Origin of the sequence: Pseudoalteromonas prydzensis, from assembly GCF_001661495.1 — a bacterium.
GTDB classification, from domain to species: domain Bacteria; phylum Pseudomonadota; class Gammaproteobacteria; order Enterobacterales; family Alteromonadaceae; genus Pseudoalteromonas; species Pseudoalteromonas prydzensis.
Genome location: NZ_BDDT01000001.1, coordinates 278,829 through 300,989 on the forward strand (window position 1 = coordinate 278,829; position 22,161 = coordinate 300,989).

The 22,161-nt window shown below is 42.2% G+C and carries 23 protein-coding genes; 5 read left to right on the top strand and 18 right to left on the bottom strand.

The annotated features are described in order from the left end of the window. Nucleotides 1–44 precede the first annotated feature (44 nt). The gene (locus tag A7968_RS01145; RefSeq protein ID WP_064664745.1) at nucleotides 45–1,418 is read right to left on the bottom strand and encodes a GAF domain-containing sensor histidine kinase; all 1,374 of its coding nucleotides are present in this window, start codon (nucleotides 1,416–1,418) and stop codon (nucleotides 45–47) included. A 465-nt stretch (nucleotides 1,419–1,883) separates the two neighbouring features. Here A7968_RS01145 and A7968_RS01150 point away from each other — a divergent pair, with 465 nt between their 5' ends. Further along, nucleotides 1,884–2,714: a tetratricopeptide repeat protein gene (locus A7968_RS01150; protein WP_371850141.1), complete on the top strand. Its 831-nt coding sequence runs from the start codon at nucleotides 1,884–1,886 to the stop codon at nucleotides 2,712–2,714. 15 nt (nucleotides 2,715–2,729) lie between these two features. On the opposite strand, the gene A7968_RS01155 is transcribed toward A7968_RS01150, so the two are convergent. From A7968_RS01155 to A7968_RS01175, 5 genes are all read right to left on the bottom strand, one after another. Continuing rightward, on the bottom strand, nucleotides 2,730–3,050 hold the full coding sequence (locus tag A7968_RS01155) for a hypothetical protein (protein WP_064664747.1): 321 nt from the start codon (nucleotides 3,048–3,050) through the stop codon (nucleotides 2,730–2,732). Nucleotides 3,051–3,099: 49 nt separating this feature from the next. Beyond that, nucleotides 3,100–3,915, bottom strand: a complete 816-nt coding sequence (locus A7968_RS01160) for a nuclear transport factor 2 family protein (protein ID WP_064664748.1) — start codon at nucleotides 3,913–3,915, stop codon at nucleotides 3,100–3,102. Nucleotides 3,916–4,002: 87 nt separating this feature from the next. Beyond that, on the bottom strand, nucleotides 4,003–4,743 hold the full coding sequence (locus A7968_RS01165) for a ferredoxin--NADP reductase (RefSeq protein WP_064664749.1): 741 nt from the start codon (nucleotides 4,741–4,743) through the stop codon (nucleotides 4,003–4,005). A gap of 358 nt (nucleotides 4,744–5,101) precedes the next feature. Then, the gene (gene deoD / locus A7968_RS01170; protein ID WP_064664750.1) at nucleotides 5,102–5,809 is read right to left on the bottom strand and encodes a purine-nucleoside phosphorylase; all 708 of its coding nucleotides are present in this window, start codon (nucleotides 5,807–5,809) and stop codon (nucleotides 5,102–5,104) included. Continuing rightward, a complete protein-coding gene (locus A7968_RS01175) occupies nucleotides 5,809–7,041 on the bottom strand; it encodes a phosphopentomutase (RefSeq protein ID WP_064664751.1) in 1,233 nt (410 codons plus the stop codon). Before A7968_RS01175 ends, deoD begins: the two co-directional genes overlap by 1 nt. 191 nt (nucleotides 7,042–7,232) lie before the next feature. Here A7968_RS01175 and udk point away from each other — a divergent pair, with 191 nt between their 5' ends. From udk to A7968_RS01190, 3 genes are all read left to right on the top strand, one after another. After that, nucleotides 7,233–7,862, top strand: a complete 630-nt coding sequence (gene udk, locus A7968_RS01180; RefSeq protein ID WP_064664752.1) for a uridine kinase — start codon at nucleotides 7,233–7,235, stop codon at nucleotides 7,860–7,862. Nucleotides 7,863–7,881: 19 nt separating this feature from the next. Further along, on the top strand, nucleotides 7,882–9,105 hold the full coding sequence (locus A7968_RS01185) for a NupC/NupG family nucleoside CNT transporter (protein ID WP_064664753.1): 1,224 nt from the start codon (nucleotides 7,882–7,884) through the stop codon (nucleotides 9,103–9,105). 195 nt (nucleotides 9,106–9,300) lie between these two features. Continuing rightward, nucleotides 9,301–10,017, top strand: a complete 717-nt coding sequence (locus tag A7968_RS01190; RefSeq protein ID WP_064664754.1) for a substrate-binding periplasmic protein — start codon at nucleotides 9,301–9,303, stop codon at nucleotides 10,015–10,017. A gap of 21 nt (nucleotides 10,018–10,038) precedes the next feature. On the opposite strand, the gene A7968_RS01195 is transcribed toward A7968_RS01190, so the two are convergent. From A7968_RS01195 to A7968_RS01250, 12 genes are all read right to left on the bottom strand, one after another. Then, the gene (locus A7968_RS01195) at nucleotides 10,039–10,794 is read right to left on the bottom strand and encodes a substrate-binding periplasmic protein (protein ID WP_227008956.1); all 756 of its coding nucleotides are present in this window, start codon (nucleotides 10,792–10,794) and stop codon (nucleotides 10,039–10,041) included. Between the two features lie 112 nt (nucleotides 10,795–10,906). Continuing rightward, entirely contained in the window at nucleotides 10,907–11,116 is a 210-nt protein-coding gene (locus tag A7968_RS01200; protein WP_016706454.1) for a cold-shock protein, read from the bottom strand. 222 nt (nucleotides 11,117–11,338) lie between these two features. Further along, nucleotides 11,339–12,046 (bottom strand): hypothetical protein, encoded by a 708-nt coding sequence (locus A7968_RS01205; RefSeq protein WP_064664755.1) that lies wholly within the window; start codon nucleotides 12,044–12,046, stop codon nucleotides 11,339–11,341. After that, the gene (locus A7968_RS01210; RefSeq protein WP_064664756.1) at nucleotides 12,043–12,783 is read right to left on the bottom strand and encodes a hypothetical protein; all 741 of its coding nucleotides are present in this window, start codon (nucleotides 12,781–12,783) and stop codon (nucleotides 12,043–12,045) included. Before A7968_RS01210 ends, A7968_RS01205 begins: the two co-directional genes overlap by 4 nt. After that, nucleotides 12,770–13,117: a cupredoxin domain-containing protein gene (locus tag A7968_RS01215; protein ID WP_064664757.1), complete on the bottom strand. Its 348-nt coding sequence runs from the start codon at nucleotides 13,115–13,117 to the stop codon at nucleotides 12,770–12,772. The genes A7968_RS01210 and A7968_RS01215 overlap by 14 nt, the downstream gene beginning before the upstream one ends. Then, nucleotides 13,110–14,420: an ATP-binding protein gene (locus tag A7968_RS01220; protein WP_064664758.1), complete on the bottom strand. Its 1,311-nt coding sequence runs from the start codon at nucleotides 14,418–14,420 to the stop codon at nucleotides 13,110–13,112. The genes A7968_RS01215 and A7968_RS01220 overlap by 8 nt, the downstream gene beginning before the upstream one ends. After that, nucleotides 14,420–15,079: a response regulator gene (locus tag A7968_RS01225; RefSeq protein WP_064664759.1), complete on the bottom strand. Its 660-nt coding sequence runs from the start codon at nucleotides 15,077–15,079 to the stop codon at nucleotides 14,420–14,422. Before A7968_RS01225 ends, A7968_RS01220 begins: the two co-directional genes overlap by 1 nt. A 9-nt stretch (nucleotides 15,080–15,088) precedes the next feature. Then, nucleotides 15,089–15,736, bottom strand: coding sequence for a tetratricopeptide repeat protein (locus tag A7968_RS01230; RefSeq protein WP_064664760.1), 648 nt, complete (start codon nucleotides 15,734–15,736; stop codon nucleotides 15,089–15,091). 20 nt (nucleotides 15,737–15,756) lie between these two features. Continuing rightward, nucleotides 15,757–16,533 carry an SDR family oxidoreductase gene (locus A7968_RS01235; RefSeq protein WP_064664761.1) on the bottom strand — a complete coding sequence of 259 codons (777 nt, stop codon included), beginning with the start codon at nucleotides 16,531–16,533 and terminating at the stop codon, nucleotides 15,757–15,759. Next, nucleotides 16,530–17,219, bottom strand: coding sequence for an iron-containing redox enzyme family protein (locus tag A7968_RS01240; protein ID WP_064664762.1), 690 nt, complete (start codon nucleotides 17,217–17,219; stop codon nucleotides 16,530–16,532). Before A7968_RS01240 ends, A7968_RS01235 begins: the two co-directional genes overlap by 4 nt. Next, nucleotides 17,216–18,691: an AMP-binding protein gene (locus A7968_RS01245; protein WP_064664763.1), complete on the bottom strand. Its 1,476-nt coding sequence runs from the start codon at nucleotides 18,689–18,691 to the stop codon at nucleotides 17,216–17,218. Before A7968_RS01245 ends, A7968_RS01240 begins: the two co-directional genes overlap by 4 nt. Then, nucleotides 18,688–19,329, bottom strand: coding sequence for a thermostable hemolysin (locus A7968_RS01250; RefSeq protein ID WP_064664764.1), 642 nt, complete (start codon nucleotides 19,327–19,329; stop codon nucleotides 18,688–18,690). The genes A7968_RS01245 and A7968_RS01250 overlap by 4 nt, the downstream gene beginning before the upstream one ends. 613 nt (nucleotides 19,330–19,942) lie before the next feature. Here A7968_RS01250 and A7968_RS01255 point away from each other — a divergent pair. Further along, nucleotides 19,943–22,114: a M3 family metallopeptidase gene (locus A7968_RS01255; RefSeq protein WP_064664765.1), complete on the top strand. Its 2,172-nt coding sequence runs from the start codon at nucleotides 19,943–19,945 to the stop codon at nucleotides 22,112–22,114. Nucleotides 22,115–22,161: the final 47 nt, after the last annotated feature.

Genomic DNA, 22,161 nt, shown 5'->3' on the forward strand with positions numbered 1-22,161 from the left:
ACCCTGTCACCAGAATATATCTTCGCCAAGCGGACTGTTTTCACTCAGCTCAAATTAAGTGGAAAAGTAAAGATGATGGTTATACCTTGTTGTGGTTGGCTATGAATTTTTACATCGCCTTGTAGTGCTTGAGTTGCGAGGTTATACACAATCGCCATGCCTAAACCACTGCCACCTTTGCCACGGGTAGTGGTAAAAAAGGGCTCAAAGACACTTTGTAATACGGTTGTGCTCATACCGTGACCGTTATCGCGATAACATAAAGAGTAACTGCCCTGCTGTTTATCTACTTGGACGGTAATGTTGATCTGATTATTAGTTCGCTCTTTGAAGCCATGCACACAGCTATTGCTGACCAAGTTCATTATAATTTGGCTTAAAGCGCCTGATACAGTCACTACACTGAGTGTTTCGTCGCAGTCAATTTCAGTGCTGATATGATGGCTGCGGGTAAGTGGTGTGAGGCTATGGATAGTATTAGCTAAGTACTCTTTTAGCATCACAGAGCTGATATCTAAAGACGATTGATCAACGGCTGTTTGCTTAAAACTACAGATCAACGCTGCCGCCCTATCCAAGTTACTACTTGAGATAGTTAAACACTCATCAATGTGGGTGAGAAAAGTCATCAAGCTATTTTTCGATAACGTATTTGTCTCTAACTGTTGCTTTAGTTGTTTGAGGTTATCGGTTGCCGAACTATTAGCAGTAACGGCAACACCAATTGGGGTGTTTACTTCGTGGGCAACCCCTGCCACAAGGTTGCCTAATGCGGCCATTTTTTCCGACTCGATTAGCTTTTCTTGCGTGCCCGTGAGTGTTTCTAAAGTTTTTTGTAGGGTATTGGTGCGCTCAACAACACGTTCTTCAAGGTAGCGGTTTGCCGCTTCTAGCTCTTGTTTAACTAAGCGACTCTCTTGTGCCGACAAAGCCCGACCATAGAGATCTGCCAATCCCGACAAAAATGTACACTCGTCGTCCTCCCATTGCCGAAAATCGCCGGTGTGCTCACAGCAAAAAATACCAATCATTTTACCTTTAAAGCGCAGCGGCGCGTCCAGCATAGAATTAATACCCAGTGGTGTTAAGTAATGCTCAGAAAATTCAGCGGTTGCTGGATCTGTATGCGCATTATTAGCAATGATCACACGTTGCGTATCGAGTGCCCTAAAATAAGCAGGAAAATTAGCACGGGTTAAAATTAGCGACTGAGCTGATTCTGCGTTATTTTTATCTAACAGTAATTGGCAATGACATTGGCTATTATCGTTATTGAGTAGCCATATACTGGCACGCGCAGTATTAAGGCCGTCTATTATGGCATTTACAATCAATTGTTCTGCAAGCTCTATATAGCCATCATCCAACGCGGATGAGGTAGATACTTTATAAAGTAATTGCACAAGCTGCTGCCGCATTACAAAAACCTTGTTCTATTTATAATCTTAAGGTTAGTTTAGTTGATGAAATTAAAGTCCACCTAAATTTTATAAGCGTTTCTATATTAAGACATTGTTCAGATAGACTTGGGTATTATACAGACTCACTCCTGTTGATACCCCTGAAGACTTTATGTTGTTTAAGCAGTTTGGCCAGCTCTCCTTTTGAGCTGGTTTTTTTTGTCTGCAATTTAACAATTCTGCTCGCCTTTGCTGCTACGTTACCCTGTGATGAATAAATCACACGGTATTATTTCAGCGACTGCGCCTTTGCTAACAAGCACACATTACTACTATAAAGCCCGTCATGCCCTAGTTACTCCTAGGCTGTCATGTTACAGTTTAACTTATTCTTACAGTCTCAATTATCGACTAGGCAGCACTATGCACCATTATTTTTTATCCGTTTTAGTTCTTTTTGCTACTTTAGTTACGGCTCCATCAATGGCCGAGGAAGCTCGCGCTGAGCCTGATCCACACCAGCAACAGCAAGCGCTCGAAAAGCTGCAACAGCCAATGTATAAGCCATTGATGGAGCGTTATATTCTTGATGAACTTAAAGCTGTACGCCAGGATCAGCAAAAACTTCGCGAAGATGTCACAAAACAAGTAACGCATGCGCAACTCGATACCGCTGATCGCGCGCTGACTTACACTACAGATACCATTAATAATGTATTTTTTATCATTACCGCTACCGCCTCTATTTTAGTATTAGTGGGTTGGAACTCGCTCAGAGATGTAAAAAATAAGGTCGAAGATATTGTAAATACCCGTGTTAGTGTGATCACCAATGAATACGAAGCACGTTTAAATACCTTTGAAGAAAAGTTACGTGAACGCTCCGAAGAAATTCTTAATAACCAAGAAAAAATATCGGTAACTAATGAGGTTCACTCATTATGGATGCGAGCTAATTTAGAAAGCGATATTGCGAATAAAATTGAAATTTTTGATGAGATTTTAAATCGCAAACCCGAAGATGTTGAAGCGATTGCCTATAAAGCTGATGCACTACTGGAGCTAAACCAAACTGAGCAAGCGATTGAGCTATGTAACCAAGCCCTCGATATAGACAGCGACTATGGTTATGCATACTGGCAACGAGCATGCGCTTACGCGCTCACTCACAAACATGCGGATGCGTTGGCAGATATAAAAATGGCGTTGGAATACTCACCCAATTTACGTAACGAACTATTACACGAAAGTGCGTTTGCCAGTTTACACGACAATCACAGCTTTAATACCATTGTCGCTGGGGATAAAGCTTAGTCGCTGTTTATGCTGCTATCGTTCTAAGAAGCTTTCAATCGCTTGGGTGAGTAGCTCGTCGAGTTGCTCTTCAAATCCATCTTTCGTGGTTTTAAAGTGAGTTAAATACGTTTGCACTTGTGGCTCTGACAACAGCCGGGCGTTAATGCTGTATTCGCGCTCAGCCTTACTTTTATCAAACCGTGGGATAAAGTGATAATGGGCAAAATAAGGGGCGCTTAGGTGCTGATTAGCATAGACGCAGAAGTGTTCAATTATTTGTGCACCGGTCGGGCCTAAACAACCTGGCTCGACCCGATAAAGTAACTGAATTTTTTTATCTTCGCTGATCTCCATATTCGTTACGGCCCCGTTATTTACTTATAAAAAATTTGTCTATAAAAGCTTATCTAAAAAACAGTACTTTGGTTATTTTGCCATTTTCAACTTGGTAACTAGAGATCAGCTCTGTGCGCTTATCAACCACGTTAGGATCGGTTGAACAGGTTTCTGACAGCTCATGATCAATCACGATATTACCGTGCACAATACGTTTAATCGGTGATGATTTAATACACTTTAATTTTTTAAACACGATGCCGTAACGGGCGATCAGTTTTTCTTTACCTTTAAATAGTAGCTCATTTGGAAAAGCATAAAACTCAACGTTTTCATCATACATGCTAATAAATGCGTCTATGTTTCTGGCGTTATAGGCTTTAATTAATTGTTCTATAACCGCAAGCGACTCTCGCGACTGCTTTGCTTTAACTTGTTGCTTTAAAGTAAGAGCTTCTTTCGCTTGAATAACGGCTTGCTCTGCTTGCGCTACCGCCACTTCTTTTTCTTGTTGAGTTTTAGGTGTATCTGCAGGTTTTGCTGTTTCAGTGCCAAGTACCTTACTGGTATCAACCACTTCAATCATATTGTTTTTATAGGGGTCAACAACTATGGGTTGTGTTGGTTCAATATCTGTCGGCGTTGACTGCTCTGCATTCTCAGGTGTTAAGGTGATCACCGCAGGACCATCTTGTAAATCACTCTCAGTCGGTTTTATCGCAGTAACTGGCGCTGTGGTTTTAACTGGCTCGACTTTATCTTCGGCAGCTTTTGTCTCAGCTGCTTTTGTTTCAGTTTTAACTTGTGACTCAACTGATGTACTCTCAGTTGCTAATAATTGCCACGAAAATAACAAACTAACGACAAAAAATAACGGTTTCATACGGTTCCTGAGTAATTTAAGAAACGCTAAAATAACAAAATTTAACGGTCCGCGATAGTTATTTAACCTCGACTGCGGGTAACAGATTTACCAGTATTGCTCCACGGTGATCTGCCCAGGCTCTCGGCGCCGATTGCGGCTATAGCCTGCGGTAGTCAATATCTCACTGGTTTCTTTTACCATCTCTGGGTTGCCACAAATCATAAATTGCGCCGTACTAGGCGAAGGGGTCAATTTGCAATAGCGAAATAAGCTCTGATCTGCAATATGAGTTGTGATCCGGCCACTTAAACCAGCTTTAGGCTGCTCACGGCTGACCACTGGCAGATACTGCAATCGTGGGTAAGTTTGTTGCAACTGAGTGATCCTTTGCTGATAACTAAGATCAGCATTTAACCGTACACCATGAACTAAAACAATCTCACTAAATTGCTGCCACACATCACCTTGTTCAAGTATAGATAAAAACGGACCAATTGCAGTGCCGGTACTGAGCATAAATAACTGTTCGCTGGCAGGCACTTCATCAAGTGTAAAAAATCCACTGGCACGACTTTCAATCATCACTGTATCACCTGGTTTAAGCTTAGCTAAACGCGGTGATAACAAGCCATCAGCGACATTGATAAGATAAAACTCTAAATCAGACGAGCTTGGCGGATTCACATACGAATACGCCCGAGCAATGCGTTTTTCATCCATCATTATCGATAGCTTAGTAAACTGCCCCGCTTTAAACGGCGCTACATCCGCATTTACAATTAAGCTGAATAAGGTATCTGTCCACCAAACAATATCTTTAACATTCGCCTCAATCCAATTAGACACAACTCACACTCCTTTTATTATTACTTTATATAACAGTGGCAAAGGGAATGGGAGGTGTCAATGTTTGCGGTCAGCGGTCAGCGGTCAGCGGTCAGCGGTCAGCGGTCAGCGGTCAGCGGTCAGCGGTCAGCGGTCAGCGGTCAAAAAATAAAAGCTCATTAATTTCTGTCAAACTCTTAATGCTCTAGAACCTACGAATTGTTGATCGTATTAAAACTGATGGCTGAAAGCTGATAGCTTACGGCTTGTTTTATAAAAAAAGCCGCCTAGGGTTACTAGGCGGCTTTGGAGGTTAGTCTCACTGTATTTGGGCGTGTCTCCAAACGAGTGAATACGTTACCAAGGAACTTTTTGCTTATTACGCTTCGATTGACTCAAGCGCAATTTTAACCATTTCATTAAAGGTGCTTTGACGTTCATCGCTTGGTGTTGCTTCACCAGTGATCACATGATCACTAACCGTGAATAACGCCATTGCTTTTGCACCATATTCAGCGGCTACGCCGTATAAACCTGCAGTTTCCATATCAACCGCTAGCATGCCTAATTTATCAAGTTCTTGATAAAAAGTGTTGTCAGCTTGATAGAACGTGTCGGTGGTAAATACATTACCCACTTTTGCTTTAATGCCTAACTCTTTTGCAGCGTTAACGCCGTTTAGAAGTAGGTCAAAATCGGCGATTGCGGAAAAATCATAACCACGAACACGAGCACGATTTACATTTGAATCGGTGCTGGCACCTTGTGCGAAGATAACGTCACGTATTTTTATATCGCTACCAATACCGCCACAAGTGCCGATACGAATAAGGTTTTTAACGCCATAGCTAACTATCAATTCACGGGCATAAATTGACATAGATGGAATACCCATCCCAGAGCCCATAATACTGACTGGCTTACCTTTGTAGGTTCCGGTAAAGCCATACATATTACGAACGCCTGTTACTTTAACTGCGTCATCAAGAAAGTTTTCTGCAATATATTGCGCGCGTAGTGGGTCGCCTGGCATTAAAACCGTTTGCGCGAAATCACCATTGTTCGCTTCGATATGCGGAGTACTCATTATTCGTTTCCTTTTACAATTGGTGCTGTTAGCTTATCGATAAAGCCGTCACCATATTCAAGTGCAGGTAAGTTAAACCACTGGGCAAGGGTTTGACCTATGTCTGCAAAACTAGCACGTTCACCAAGCGGGGTGTTTTCAAGCCCTGGTTGATAAGCAAGTACAGGTACATATTCACGAGTGTGCTCACTACCCGGGAATGTAGGATCACAACCGTGATCCGCCGTAATAATTAGTACGTCGTCTGGTTTAAGCTGCTTAAGGATCGTTGGTAAATAATCATCAAACTCTTTAAGCGCTTTGGCATACCCTACTGGGTTGCGGCGATGACCAAACTTTTCATCAAAATCAACGAGGTTCGTAAATATCAAACTATGATCCGGCGCTGACGCCATCACCTCAGAGGTTTTTTCGAGTAAATTTTGTAAGCCGGGGGCTTTGTATTTTTGGGTAATACCTTGGTGCGCGTAAATATCCGCTATTTTACCAATGCTTATTACTTCACCGCCGTCCTCTGCTAATTTATCAAGCAATGTTGGTGCTGGCGGTAATACTGAATAATCACGACGATTACCTGTTCTGGCAAAGTCTTGATTAGTGGAACCCAAAAATGGCCGCGCAATCACTCGTCCTATGTTCATTTCATCAAGCAGCGCCCGTGTGATTTCGCAGACCTGATAAAGCTTTTCTAGACCGAAAGTTTGTTCATGCGCGGCTATTTGAAACACGCTATCAGCTGAGGTGTAACAGATTGGTTTACCTGTTTTTACGTGCTCTTCACCTAGCTGTTCTAAAATAGTGGTTCCTGAAGCATGGCAGTTGCCTAAAATGCCAGGGATCCCTGTACGAGCAATTAGCTCGTCAATAAATTCTTGTGGAAAACAAGGTTGGGTATTAGGAAAGTAACCCCAATCAAATAACACTGGCACGCCTGCCATTTCCCAATGACCTGATGGCGTGTCTTTACCGCTTGAGAGCTCTTTAGCATAACCCCACGCTGCAATCGGTGTTTGACGGTCGCTAACTAGGCATGGTTCATTGCCTGCGGCTTCACAGGCATCCACTAAACCTAATAATGATAAATTAGGGAGTGATAACTGTTCGCCTGTTTCTTCTGAGTAAGCTTTAAGCAAATGCGCAAACGTGTTTGCACCTAAATCGCCAAATTTATCTGCGTCTGGAGCTGCACCTATGCCTAGGCTATCTGCCATCAATATAATTGCTCTTGCCATACTTACCTCGTCTATCCAATATGGCTACTTTATCTGCTGTTGCTTTTTAGCGTACAGGACATAAGTCCTGTTTCATAAAACCTAAACATTATAAATTTCACTCCTTAAGACGAAGCAAGAGAGATTATTCGTGTCTTTTTTGCTATTGTGATCTACCAACAATGTATCCTTCTGTGTGGATGAGAACTTTAGTGACACGAACAATAATAGCCATTGCTGGCGCTTCTGCGTCAGGCAAATCTCTTTTTAGCCAAACTATTTATAATGAATTGGTTAATGAGCTTGAACCTGGTGCCATCGCCGTGATCGAAGAAGATGCGTATTACAAAGATCAATCGCATTTGCCGTTTGACCATCGTACGCAAACTAACTACGACCACCCTGATGCGTTTGAACATGAGTTAATGTATAAACATTTAACGCAATTACGCGCAGGAGAAGCGGTAGAAGTACCTACCTATGATTATGCGCAGCATACCCGCAGTGACAAAACGCGCACTGTGATGCCTGCTGAAATACTCATAGTGGAAGGCATTTTATTGCTCAGTGATAAAGCGCTACGTAAAGAATTTGATATTAAAGTGTTTATTGATACACCTCTTGATATTTGCCTGATGCGCCGTATGCAACGTGATATGGAGCAACGAGGCAGAACATTACAGTCCGTTGTTGAGCAGTATCAAGCAACTGTGAGACCGATGTTTTATCAGTTTATTGAGCCTTCAAAGCACAACGCTGATTTAGTGGTTACGCGCGGTGGTATGAATCGTGTTGCGATTGATATAATTAAAAGTAAAATAAAATATTTACTGCAAAAATAACAACGGGAAATAACTAAACATGACAACATTTATGAGCTTAGTCGGCATGTGCGTGCTGCTAGCCATTGCTTTTGCGGCATCAACCAACCGCAAAGCGATTAGTTTAAGAACGGTTGGTATTGCGTTTGCCATGCAATTTATTATCGGTGGTTTTGTACTGTTTTTTGATGCAGGTAAAAACGCCTTAGTGAGCATGTCAAAGGCCGTATCATCGGTTATTGGTTTTGCAAATGACGGGATAGCGTTTTTATTCGGTCCGCTTGCCAGCCAAGATACCTTAGGGTTTATTTTTGCCGTACAAGTTTTGCCCGTTATTGTGTTTTTCTCTGCATTGGTTGCAGTGCTCTACCACATTGGCATTATGGATTGGATTATAAAAATCCTCGGCGGTGGCTTACAAAAGCTGTTAAAAACATCGCGTACAGAATCGCTTTCAGCAACTGCTAACATTTTTGTTGGCCAAACTGAAGCGCCGCTGATTGTAAAGCCGTTTATAGCAACCATGACTAAGTCAGAGTTATTTGCCGTAATGGTGGGTGGCTTAGCAACTGTAGCAGGCTCTGTCATGGCCGGTTACGTGATTATTGGTGTGGAGCTTAAGTACTTAATTGCAGCCAGCTTTATGGCGGCACCAGGTGGTTTCTTAATGGCCAAGATGATTGTGCCGGAGACCGAAACCCCTAAAGATACTTTAGCTGACTTAGACGATGTGGAAGACAAACCAGTTAATGTAATCGATGCTGCGGCATCGGGTGCGGCTAACGGCATGCATTTGGCTCTGAATGTAGGTGCTATGTTACTGGCATTTGTAGCCCTTATCGCATTATTAAACGGATTGTTAGGTGGTATTGGTGGCTGGTTTGATTATCCAACACTGACATTACAAGAAATTTTAGGTTATATATTTGCTCCGGTTGCTTGGTTACTTGGCGTACCGTGGAATGAAGCAATTATAGCCGGTAGCTTTATTGGTCAAAAATTAGTAGTCAATGAATTTGTTGCTTATTTAGACTTTATAAATTATCGCGATACGTTAAGCGCGCACACACAAGCGATTGTCACATTCGCGTTATGTGGGTTTGCTAACTTATCATCGATAGCCATTTTACTAGGTGGATTAGGCGGTATGGCGCCTAGTCGGCGAAAGGATATCGCACGCTTAGGGCTCAGAGCAGTGTTAGCAGGATCTATGGCTAACCTTATGAGCGCCGCAATTGCAGGTTTTTTCCTCTCGCTAGCTTAGAAACTTTGAGATGAGCCTTAGTTGCAAAACAATAGGATAACGCTTTAAGGGGTTAAAGCCTTATCTGAATTGAACGATACTTCACCAAGGGCCGCAAGGCCCTTTTATCGTTTTAACACAAAATTTTTATTAGTTTCATCAACCTTTTCTTTGCTATTGTTATACTTAGTACTTTAAGCCTAACTAAGTAAGTAAATGCGACTATTCATAACTTTTCTACTTTTTATCAGTATTCATTGCGTGGCGCAGCCAAATTTAACCGTTGTCACCGAGTTATCACCGCCGAATCAAATGTTGTTAAATAATCAGGTAACTGGCTACAGTACTGAATTAGTAAAAATGATAATCGCTGAAGCACAGCTCAATGCACCAATCAGCATGTACCCATGGGCACGCGCTTATAAGATGGCAAGTCATAACAGCAACACGCTCATTTATAGTATGGCGCGCACGCCCAAGCGTGAACCGCTATTTCATTGGATAGGCCCAGTTGCACAGTTTAAAATGGGCTTTGTAAAGCTTACAGAGCGTAGTGATATAAACCTTGATACCACCGATCAGGCTAAACAATATAAAATTGCTGTACAACGCCACGACCTAGCCTCAGAAGTGTTGGAAAAGCGCGGTTTCGAACTTCTCATGACCACAGATATTCAAAAGTCATATCAGTTATTACTGGCAAAAAAAGTTGACCTTGTGATTGATGATGCCAACTATATTGCTACAATGAGCGAGGAATTAGCTATCAATGCTGATACGCTGACATTTGTTCATGCCATTGAGGGATTGACGGTGGAGGGCTATTTAGCTGCAAACATTAATACCGATGAGAAAGTGGTAAAGGCGTTACGTCAGGCTTTTGTTAAAGTCAAAAACACCCCGCAATACCAGCGGCTGATTAATAATAACTAACCTGAACTCTAGCTAACTAGCTTATTTCATATAGCGGTTACGGTAGGTAGCTAAATTATCTTGCTCTTTGAGTAGCTGTAGTTGGTGGTTAAAACGTTCAACAACCTCAAGTGGTACTGCTTTATTAAACACTAAGTAATTGCCTTTGACAGCGTCAACTGGCAGCTCTACAAGTTTCACAACTTCTTTACCACCGTGGCCAAATTGCTGTAATTGATAATCTAGCGTTAATTCAGAACCTAGTATTAAATCAATTTTGTTTTTAAAAAATAAGTTCATATATTCATAGTGATGAGACACTTTTAGAAGGTTTTTATCTTTTTCAAAGCCAATCCCCTCCACTAACTCTGCATAGATATTACCTCTAACAACTCCTAATGTATAAGCACTTACTTCACTAAGGTTGGTTGGGTTAATGTGATCATTACTTGTAAGACGGTAAAAAAAAGTTCGGGACGAAACTAATGGGCCAACCCAATAAAACAACTCTTCACGCTCCGCTGTACGCGCAGTTGAGACTAAACCTGAGAGTGGATTTTTTTGCACTAAGTTGTAGGCGCGTGTCCAAGGTAGTAGTTCAAACTTACACTCCACTTGAACGCGTTCACACAAAGTACGAGTGATATCTAAATTAATCCCTTGTAGCTGCCCTTTATTGGAGAAGTTATAGGGTGGAAACTGCTCAGTATAAATAGTAATTAATGGTTTCGCGCTGCAAAAAGCCGCAAAAATAAAACTAAATACGAGAAAAATAGGTCGGAAGATAACCCGTCTCACTACAGAGGAATTTATAATAGATAAATATAGGTGGAAGGCGAAGTTACGTCAATTTTCAGACACAAAAAAGCAAGCCGTAGCTTGCTTTTCTTATTTTACCTAGAAGGTAAAATTAAACTGGAGTGATGTTCTCAGCTTGTGGACCTTTTTGACCTTGTGAAAGAGTGAACTCTACACGTTGGCCTTCAGCTAAAGTTTTGAAACCTTCGCTTTTGATTGCTGAGAAATGAGCGAATACGTCTGGGCCATTTTCTTGCTCGATGAAACCAAAACCTTTAGACTCGTTGAACCACTTAACTGTACCTGATACGATGTTAGACATAGTAATATCCTGATATAAAAATAAAATAAATTGCTCATATGAGCGGGTGTAGCAAAAAATGAGATGGTACTTTAAAAACTTCAGGACGGTACTACAAGTATTACTTATACAACATCGAAATGGAGATTTATAGCTTTCATGCTTTCTTTCTAGCTGCGGCCCACTATATAGAGTTAATTAGCTATGTCAACCCCTTTGTTTTTATTTTAACTCGATTTGACACTAAAACTCGAACTCTAAGGCAAGGCGAAAACTATGGTTTTTTTCTGATTGGCTTATTTCAGTAATAAAACCCGCTTCCCACTTTAATTGCCGTTGTGGGCTAAAACGATGTAAACCAATAAAGCCAGGTCCGACACCTACAAAGTCTTCCCCCACGTACACCTCTAAGGCTGGCTGAAATTCAGAACGATAGCGATAACGGTATTGCGCTCGGTATTCGCTTTCCCATTCATTTTCAATGTCGGCTCCCCACTCATACACTAAAAAGGCATTCATGGTTAAACTGGTTTTACCGAATTCTTTTTCCCATAAAAAGCCAGTCGTAAATTCGTACGCGTCTTGATCGTGTTGTTTCTCTAATTCAAACAAAGCGCCCCAGTCAGCCCATAAACGGCCTTGTTCTACTAACTGCCAGCGTAATTCGAGTTCATAAGCTGATAAACCAAAATCACCATTATCATCACGCTCACCGACCACATACCCTTCAAGACTCATGGTGTCGTTAAATGCGCCCCCCAACCCGACTCGTTGCGCTAAAATATTGCCGCTATCGGTTTGGTGCGATACTAAGCGCCACTCAAACTCACGTTCAAACGGCATTACATAAGGATGGTAGACTTTATCTACCACAATACCATCCGCTTTAACTGCGGGGCTTATTGCTAGCAGTGATCCAACACAAGCTAACTGCAATACGGTTAATTTCATATTGGTTCCTTAACTGAGTTTCGTTTACTGAGTAACCAACTGATGAATAAAAATACACTCATTGCTATGGTGTATAACCAGATCGCGGTTTTACTGGGCGTTGCTTCATAACCGATTAACGCTTTAAGTACGCGACCTAACTCTGAGTTTTCAACAAGAAAACCACGCCAATCAACATAACTTGCCGTGATATTAGCCAAATCAATTTGGCTGGCTAAATCGAGGGCGATCAATGTTTTTGCCGCAGCATTCATTGCGAGTAAAATAATTAACGGCAGATTACCAAAGCGCTGCTTTATGCCATCCAGTAAAAAATAAAACAGTGTGCCGAAACTAAAGCAGATCCCTAAGCCCAACGCTGTGCCTATCAGTAATGGCTGTGCGGTTTCGTTTGTTTGCCAAAAGCTAATTAAGTAAATCATGTAATGACTTAAGTACACGATCATAACACTTATCATCGCGATTACCGCGCCTTGGCGTTGTTGTTGGCAAGCAAGTAAAGCCGCTACAAACATGATGCCGCATAAGGCAATTTGGCTAAATTCTACCCCTCGGTGATCAAATAATTGACTGATCGAAGCTGCGTAGTGCACATAGATAAAACTACTCAATAGGCCAGCCAGCAGCGTGATCACTAATTCCTTTTGCGATAACTTAACTATGGCGTGCAATAACACCCACAAAATAACAACCGGTAATAGCTGATTGATACTCATTAATAAGCTAGTGATCAGCATTATCTTGCTCCTCAACGATCACTACCCCACGAGCAGTATTAGGTGAAAACTCACCAAAAAATTCGTAGCGCCCAGGCGATAAAGGGCCGATATAAATCACACTCACACGACCTGGATAAAGTACTTTTTCACGGTTTAGATCGAAGCTGTCGAATTCTTCAGGGGTGCTATCTTGGTTTTCAATCAGTAGCTTAAGCTTTTTATTCGTCGGCACCACAATTTCACCGGGGTAAAACAAATGCTCTTTTAAGATCAGTTTGAATTCCTGTGCGTGAACAGTCAGCGGACTCAATAAAACAATGACCAAGTAGACATTTAACAGGTGTTTACTCATCCGCGTTCCCTTGCATAAACATCACTTCAACTCGTAAGCCACCGAATGGGCTGTCACTGAGGTTAATTTTGCCATTATAAATACCAACAATATGCTCAACAATGGCCATACCTAATCCCGCTCCTTGCTCTGACGAGGCGTGTTTATCGCCACCAACGCGATAAAAACGGTTAAATATTCGCTGTTTTTGACTGTCATCAATCCCCGGGCCCGAATCATCTATTTGCCATAAACACTGTCCACCTTGTTGTAATAAGCGGATCATTATGTGGCCATTCGCAGGGGTATACTTGATCGCGTTACTGAGTAAGTTGCTAAACAAGGTCGTGAGGGTAAATTCATCTCCTGCAATAATAAAATCCTCCCCTTCGAGAGAAATAGTATGACCCTTATTATCTATTTGATCATATAACTGTGCGACTACTTGCTGACTCACTTGCAATACTGATTGCGGATTAAACTGTGCTTGCCATTGCTCTGGATAAGTACGCCCGAGGATCAGCATTTGCTCTACAATGTTACTCAGCTTGTCGATCCCTTTAGCCATCGCTTGCAGCTCTACGCTATCAATACCTTGGCCTTGTAAATTATGCACATTAATTTTTAAACTGCTAAGCGGAGTACGTAATTCATGGGCTGCATCTGAGGCAAAAAAGCGCTCGCGTAAATAAGCGCTTTCTACACGTTTAAACAAATCATTTAAACGACTAATAACAGGCTTTACCTCCGCAGCTGTCACTTGCCAGTCAATAGCAGTAAAGTCGTTTGCTTGGCGCTGTTGTAATTGCCTTGATAACCGAGTTAGTGGCTTTAAACCTTGTTTTACAAATAGGCTGATCAAAATTGCCAGCAGCGGCACACTCCACAGTAACGGCGTCATCGCTGATAAAATAACACTCTCGGTCAAGGCAAAACGCTTGCTTAATGGCTCTGCCACCAGCACATGTTTATTGCCGACCTGTAGGCGATAAACACGCATTCGTTGACCTGCAAAGTTTTCAACGCTTAATTCTTTTTGCCATTGTTTTTGCTCTAACGGCTTGGTTTTAAGTAAGGCTGAGCTACTGATCAAACGCTGATCCAACCACACTTGAAACATTAAATCGGGCAAATCACTGCTCAGGGTCACCGTACTGCCATGAATAGGCTGCTCAATAAGCACATGTGCAAGGGTTTTTAATTCGTTATCAAGCAGGTGTTGCGCTTGCTCCATACTCTCTCGATAACCTTTGGTAAAGGCTAAAAAGCAGGTCAGTACCACCATTGACAGTATAAGCAGGGTTAAACGCTTTTGAATCGACACTAACGCTTACCCGCTACATAGCCAATACCACGCAGAGTTTTAATCAATTCTTTGGGGAATTTTTTGCGTAAGTGATGGATATGAACTTCAATCGTGTTTGAGCCTACCTCTTCGCCCCACTCGTACAGTTTGTTTTCTAGTTGCTGCTTGGACAGTACCCGTCCTTGATTTTCTAGCAATGCTTTGAGCAACATAAACTCTTTACGGGGTAAATTAACGGGTTGTTGTTGATAACTGACCGTATGCGCAGCAATGTCCATTACCACATCATCAACTGATAACAGGCTGCTTTGCGCCTGAGTTAAGCGCCGGCTCGCCACTCTGAGGCGGGCAAACAACTCGGCGGGATCAAAGGGTTTAGCTAAGTAATCATCCGCGCCGAGATCAAGACCCAGCACTTTATCATCAATGCTGCCCCTTGCAGTTAAAATCACCACAGGTAATGATTTACGGTGCTTTTTGATATGTTTAAGCACATCAATACCATCGCCGTCAGGCAAACCAAGATCAAGTACCACCAGCTCAATTTGATCACTTTGCAGCCATTGCAGCGCAGCTTTTACAGTTGCGCAATGTTCGACGCTGTAACCTTGCTGGCGCAACGAACGCGATAACCCTTGCGCAACTAATTCATCATCTTCAACTAGCAGTAAATGCATAACAGCCTTTTATTTTTTAATTTTCTTATCCACTTTGCTCAACAAGGCGGTGATTTCTTGTTGGCGATATAAATCCGCTTTTGGTCTGTCTGCTCTTGCTGGCGCTTGCTGAGCAATGAGCAAATGTTTTTTCGCGGCGCTGTATTTACGCTCATCGAATAAAAATGCCGCATATAAATAATTACTATCTATGCCATTTGGGTTAAGCGCCAATGCTTGCTTAAACAGTTTATCGGCTTCATCGTCATCACCAAAACCAATTGGCCAACCAGGCACTTTAGCGTACAAAGTTGCTAAACTAGTATATACCGAGCCATCTAAAGCTTTAGCATCTATTTTCATGGCTTGCTCAAATTGTGCTTTCGCATCTTTAGCAAGACCAAGCGCGCCAAGCCCACCTTTTGCCCCTGCATAGCTTGATAACACAATACCATACCAAATATGGCTTGCTGCTTGGTCATTATTGGCTTTAGTAAATTCTGCGGTAGTATTGACTAGCTTTTCAAAGGCATCGAGTTGGCTGTCATCAACTAATTCATAATTAACCGTTGCCCATTGGCTTTGTACTGTGTGTAAGTCTGTCGCAAAATCAGCTTTGGCACTGTGTACAACAAAAGCACTGGCCCATATTAGTGTAGTAAAGATTAGTTTAGTCATGTTCGTTCACCTTTATCAATTTAGTTTACAAAAAAACTTTTAATTTTAGGAAGTTGTTTCGCAATGGCGTTATCTACTAGGGATGGAAACATGCCATTTATACGAGCAAATAAGGTTTCCTCAAAGCCAATAAACCGCCGTCTATTGGTTGAATTGATCAAATCACTCAATGCTTGAGCCACTTTTTCAGGCGGATCCATGGTGTTGCCAAGTGCTTTATTCATGGCCCTGACTTGAGGCGAATTAATCGCGGTATCAGTGGCTCTTGGCGCTAAGTACAACACCCGAACTTTACTATGACTGAGTTCACGAGCGAGCGCTTCGGTCATACCTCGCAGGCCAAATTTACTGGCGCAGTATAAAGTTTGGTAAGGGTAGCCAATGCTACCAAACGATGATCCCACATTGACAATAGTGCCGCTATGAGCGGTGATCTGAGGCAAAAATAACTGACACAGCTTAATAGGCACAATTAGGTTAATCGCCAACAGCTGGTCTATCTGCTGCTCACTGATCTCATTAAACCCTTGCATCACATTAACGCCTGCATTATTTACTAATAACGCAGCGCCCCCTAGTTGCTTGGCAAAATCAGCCAGCTGGGTGCGTGTTTCAAGAAGATTTAAATCACCGACAAAGATTTCAGCATCATTTTCACATTGCCCTTGCAGTTGACTCAATTGTGCGTGGTCGCGACCAACCAAAAGTAACCGCCACCCTTGCTTAGCTAATAATCGTGCTATGGCTTGGCCAATACCGCCAGTAGCACCGGTTAGTACACAAATTGGGGCGCTCATGCACTTAGCTCCTGCGCGTTTGCTGGAAAAAATGGTTCACTATCAAGGCCACGAAATATATTGCCGTACAGCTTATAAAAACATTTTGCAGCGTGAATAATTGCCTGCTTATCTTGTTCGTCAGTGATTTTATTCATCAGCTCTTCAAAGAACTTTACATGTTCAATATCAAGCGAGCCATGTGAGGTCAGATAACTGAATGCTTTTTTAGGCAACCCCACAACATCACGGATGGCACCCGCTGCATTATCGGCCAGTGCAATCGATGTACCTTCAAGCACATGCACCATGCCAAAAAAGCCCAACGGATTTTTACGATTAATAGTGTCATAGGCATATGCAACCATCAGCTCAGTGGCAAACTGTGGGGTGCTATTGCGCACCCGTTGTTTGTCAAAACCACAGGCAGCAATGTCGTTAAGGATCCACTCTTGATGACCAAGTTCTTCTTCGATGTACTCTGCAACTGCTTCACGCAACCACTCTTGTTGATCGGTTAATTTTGCCCCGACAGCCATCATTAATGGCACGGTATGTTTTACATGGTGATAGGCTTGCGCTAAAAATGACGCGTATTCAGTTAAACTTACTTGGCCTTTGAACACTCGAGTAATAATAGGTGCACTCAATAGATAATCGCGCTCGGCTTGAGTGTCTGCGTGTAATTGCTCAAAAAAATTGTTCATAGTACTTCCTCACAGGGATATAGCGCTGCAATTTGCTGGCGATAAAAGTGATTAATAGCATCACGCTTTGCACGATTGTTGTTAGTTAACAATCCGCTTTGGTAAGTTAATGGCTCAACTAAGCGATGCCAGTGTTTAATTTGGGCGTAGTCAGGTAATTGCTGGTTAATAGCAGTCACATGCGCGTGTAATTGCTCAGTAGATAGCTGCTCAGTAGCATAAATTAATGCACTGAGGTAAGGGTGTCCTTCACCTACTACGACAGCTTGTAAAACCGCACTGTGACTAAGTAGTAGTGATTCAGGCCATTCGGCACTGATATTGCGGCCAAAACTGGTGATCAACTGATTTTTTAAACGCCCTTGGATGATTAAACGTCCTTGCTGTTCAACCACTAAGTCGCCGGTGGCATACCACTGCTGTGGCTGCTGAGCCGCTTGCCCTAAATAACCTAAAAATAACGGGCCTTTAATAAACAATTGACCGCCTCGAATAGTCGTTTCAAGATGAGGTAATACTCGTCCTGCGCAGCTGATCAAATCATCATTTGGCGTATTTAAGCTCACCACTGAGGCTGCTTCTGATAATCCATAACCTTGATATACAGGTAATCCAAGCTGGCGTGCTTGTGCAATCAATTGACTGCTGACAACCGCGCCGCCTACCGCAATAAATTTAAGGCTTGCCGGTGGCTGCCAACCTTGTTTAGCAAACTGCACTAAACAGCTCAGTAGTTCAGGTACTAAAATCAAAGTATTTGGCGCAAGGTTATCAATTGCCGCAATTAATTGTGCTGGTTGAGCTAATTGTGACCCTTGAAAACCTAATTCATTTAACGCCATTAAGTGCACGCTGCCAGCGGCAAGTAAGGGGGCATAGACACCGGCTATATTTTCTAATAACACCGGTAACGGCAGTAAACACAGGTGTTTAGGTTTGTCGATGCCAATTTGTTGATGTAACGATGTGGCAACCTCTAATTGACTCGCCAGTGATAAACACACCCCTTTTGGCGAGCCCGTAGAGCCAGAGGTGAAGGTGATCTTATTGGTATGAGCAAAATACTCGACACTTGTTTGCACTGTTAGTTGATAAAAAAACAAAATAAAAGATTGGCATACAGAAACTGTAGCAACCAACTGAGCATTTTCAGCTGTATATTGGCGATCACTTATAAAAATAGTGGCACCACTGCTGGTTAAACTATGTTGTACCTGCTGTGGGGTAAAAAATACCGGTAACGGGATCGCTACTTTTTCAAGCTCACAGAGTAAACTATCTAAAATCAGCCACGGTGGTGTGTTATCAACTTGAAAAGCCACACTTTGACCGCTCAACTTAGTAAATACCTCAGCCAGTTTATTCGCTTCGGCTTGCCAGCTCGCTTTACTCAGCGTTATTTGCTGATTATTGAAATGACTCACAACAAGGCTCTGCTGCTCACAATGCGGTAATAACTCTAACCAGTTCATAGCGCCTCCAGTTGTAAAGCTAATTGTTCACTCGCTTGCAGACACTGCTGTTTAATATTAAATAACGCTGGGGCGTTTAATACACACTGGTGGGCCTGTGCTAAATCAACCACACAAATTGTTGGCTGATTTTCATAATAGCTGCCCCAATCCGCAGGTTCAGCTAACGCTTGGCTATTAGCCAAGCCTATTTCTTTACAGTTAATGCCAAGCATTTTTAGTAATGCACGCACTTTTTTAGTGGCACAAAACACCAAATACGCTGCGCCGTTTTTATAAAGTGCTTCGTTCATTAACACAAAATGTGTCAAGGTCGCTTTGCGATGTGTTGAGCATAAATTACCAAGCTCAAAAATCTGCTCACGCTTGGCACTAACAAAATGTTCAATGGCAGCTGGAAGGTATTGTTCAACAAATAGAGGCTGTTGGGCACAACGTAGTCCTAACGTACATACTTCATCAGCCACAGTTAGTTCGCAAAGTAACGGCATAAAATGCGTGATCTTGGCATTGTATGCCAATGCAAAGCCTCGCTTAATATTGTTCTCAAGGCGGTTACGGTACAACTGCCCTTCGCGAACGCAAACAAACGCAGGCTCTGTGACTTGAGTATGATGTAATTGTTGGACTGAAAGCATTTTTTTTCGCTCCACTTAAGATATGTTTAAAATTTATAGGGCGAAACTTAAATAAAACTTAAGAACAATTAATTTTTATAAATTATTTTTAATCCACTGATTTATTTAGTTTTATTTTAATAAATAGCTAAGATAGGCATTTTTGAGTCATACTTTTGGGGTTAACCTTAAGCTTATTTTATATACGCTTGATGGTCGTTTAGTTGTAATAACATTTGCTACAATATAACATATTGGAAGTTTGATTAGATTGCTACAGCTGTTGTAAAGGCACATCCGATACTGTTGTGCAGCGCTTTAACCTGACAATAGTGTCAGCATAAGCCGCTTTTTACTTTAGCTTACTTGCTATAAAGTGGCAGGGTTAACAACTATAATGAACATTCAAACTTTTATGAACGTTCGTCACTTATCGCAGCCAAAAACCACCTTATCGCAACGGATTAGGTCATTCACCGTTATTCGCAGTATGCTCGGCTGATTGACCATTTAACAATGTCAGCGCTATTTGAGTGCGTTTTGCAGCTATCTTTACAATACCATCGATATAACAAGCACTGCTTTAATTTACAGCGCTCATAATTTAATTTTTAAAAATGACAAGAGAAAAACAATGAAACATTTATTACTCGCAACCGCGATCAGTTCAGCGTTATTATTAACGGCCTGTTCTGAACCTCAAACAACAACCAATAACAATACTCAAACTGAGCAAGCAACAACAGCCGCAGAAGTACAGCCAGCTAATCCACTGTTCGTAAAAAGCGCATTACAGTACGAAACACCTGACTTCAATGCCATTAAAGACGAGCACTTCTTGCCTGCGTTTAATAAAGGCATGACGGAGCAAATGGCTGAAGTGCAGACGATCATCAACAACCCTGCAAAGCCTGATTTTACAAATACCATTGTTGCGCTTGAACAAAGTGGTGAGTTATTAACCCGCACTCGCAGCATTTTTTATAACCTTGCTGGCAGTGACTCAAACCAAACGCGTCGTGAAATACAAAAAGAGCTCGCGCCTAAAATGGCCGCACACAACGATAACATTTTCTTAAATAAAGCATTATTTGATAAAGTGGCCGCGCTCCACGCAGAGTCAGAAACACTGACACTTAGCCCTGAAGAAACACGCTTGTTAGACGTTTACTACAAACGCTTTGTACGCGCTGGTGCGCAATTAAACGATCAACAAAAACAGCAAATTCGTGATATCAATACCAAACACTCAAGCTTAACAACACAGTTCTCGCAAAACTTATTAGCACTGACTAAAAGTAATGTTGTGCTCGTTGCAGATAAAGCCCAACTTGATGGTTTACCTGCGGGTCAAATTGAACAACTTGCCAATGCAGCAACACAAGCGGGTCACCCTGGTCAGTACCTGATCAAAATCACTAACACCACCCGTCAACCTATTTTAGCTACGCTTAAAAACCGTGAGCTACGTGAAAAAATATGGCGCGCATCTGCAGAGCGTGCACTATCTGGCGAAAATAATAACCGCGAAATTGTGGCTGAGCTTGCTCAGTTACGCGCTCAAAAAGCCAAATTACTGGGTTACGACAGCTGGGCAGCGTTTGGTTTAGAGTCACAAATGGCGAAAAAACCAGAAGCTGTATTTGATATGTTTGCCAGCATGATCCCAGCATTAATGCAAAACGTGAATGCCGAAGCTGCGACTATCCAAGCAAAAATCGATGCCTCTGGCGAGCAATTTAAGCTACAGCCTTGGGATTGGTTGTTCTATGCAGAGCAAGTGCGCACAGATAAGTACAACCTAGACGAAAATGCAGTAAAAGAGTACTTTGAGTTTAACCGTGTGCTTGAAGACGGTGTATTCTTCACAATGAACCGCTTATACGGCATTACTTTCAAACCACGCACTGACATTCCAGTTTATCACCCAGATGTTAAAGCGTATGAGTTATTTGATGCTGATGGTACTAGTCTGGCGATTTTCTTTGCGGATTATTTTGCCCGTGAAGGTAAACGTGGTGGTGCATGGATGAGCTCGTTTGTAAAACAATCTGGCTTAAAAGAGCAAAAGCCGGTAGTTGTGAATGTCATGAACATCCAAAAAGGCGCTAAAGGTGAGCCAACGCTTATTAGTTATGATGAAGCGACTACTATCTTCCACGAGTTAGGTCACGGCCTACATGGCATGCTCTCTAAAGTGAAGTACCCAACGTTATCGGGCACGTCGGTGTCTCGTGACTTCGTTGAGTTCCCATCAACGTTTGAAGAAGATTGGGCTATGCACCCTGAAGTTATCGCAAACTATGCGAAACATCATGAGACAGGTGAGCCAATTCCTGATGAGTTACTGACTAAAGTCATTCAATCGCGTAGCTTCAACCAAGGCTACGATACCTTAGAGTACGTTGCAGCTGCACTTTTAGATATGGAATGGCACTCACTCTCTGCAGATGCGCCATTACAAGATATCGAGAAGTTCGAGCAACAAGCTTTAACAAAACACGGTGTAAACGTGCCATTTATACCACCACGTTATAAGTCTGCATTCTTCTCTCACTCAATGGGTGGCGGTTACTCAGCGGGCTACTATGCATACATGTGGAGTGAAATTCTAGCGGCGGATGCCTTTGCTTTCGTACAAGAGCAAGGTGGTTTAAGCCGTGAAATGGGTGATAAATACCGTAAAGAAATCTTAGAGGTTGGTAACTCACGTGACCTAATGGAGTCGTATAAAGCGTTCCGTGGACAAGAGCCTGACACCTCTGCGTTATTAAAACGCCGTGGTTTAAAAGCAACAGTTCAGTAGCAATAAGCTCATAAGGGGAAAGTGAGCAATCTCGCTGCTTTCCCTTT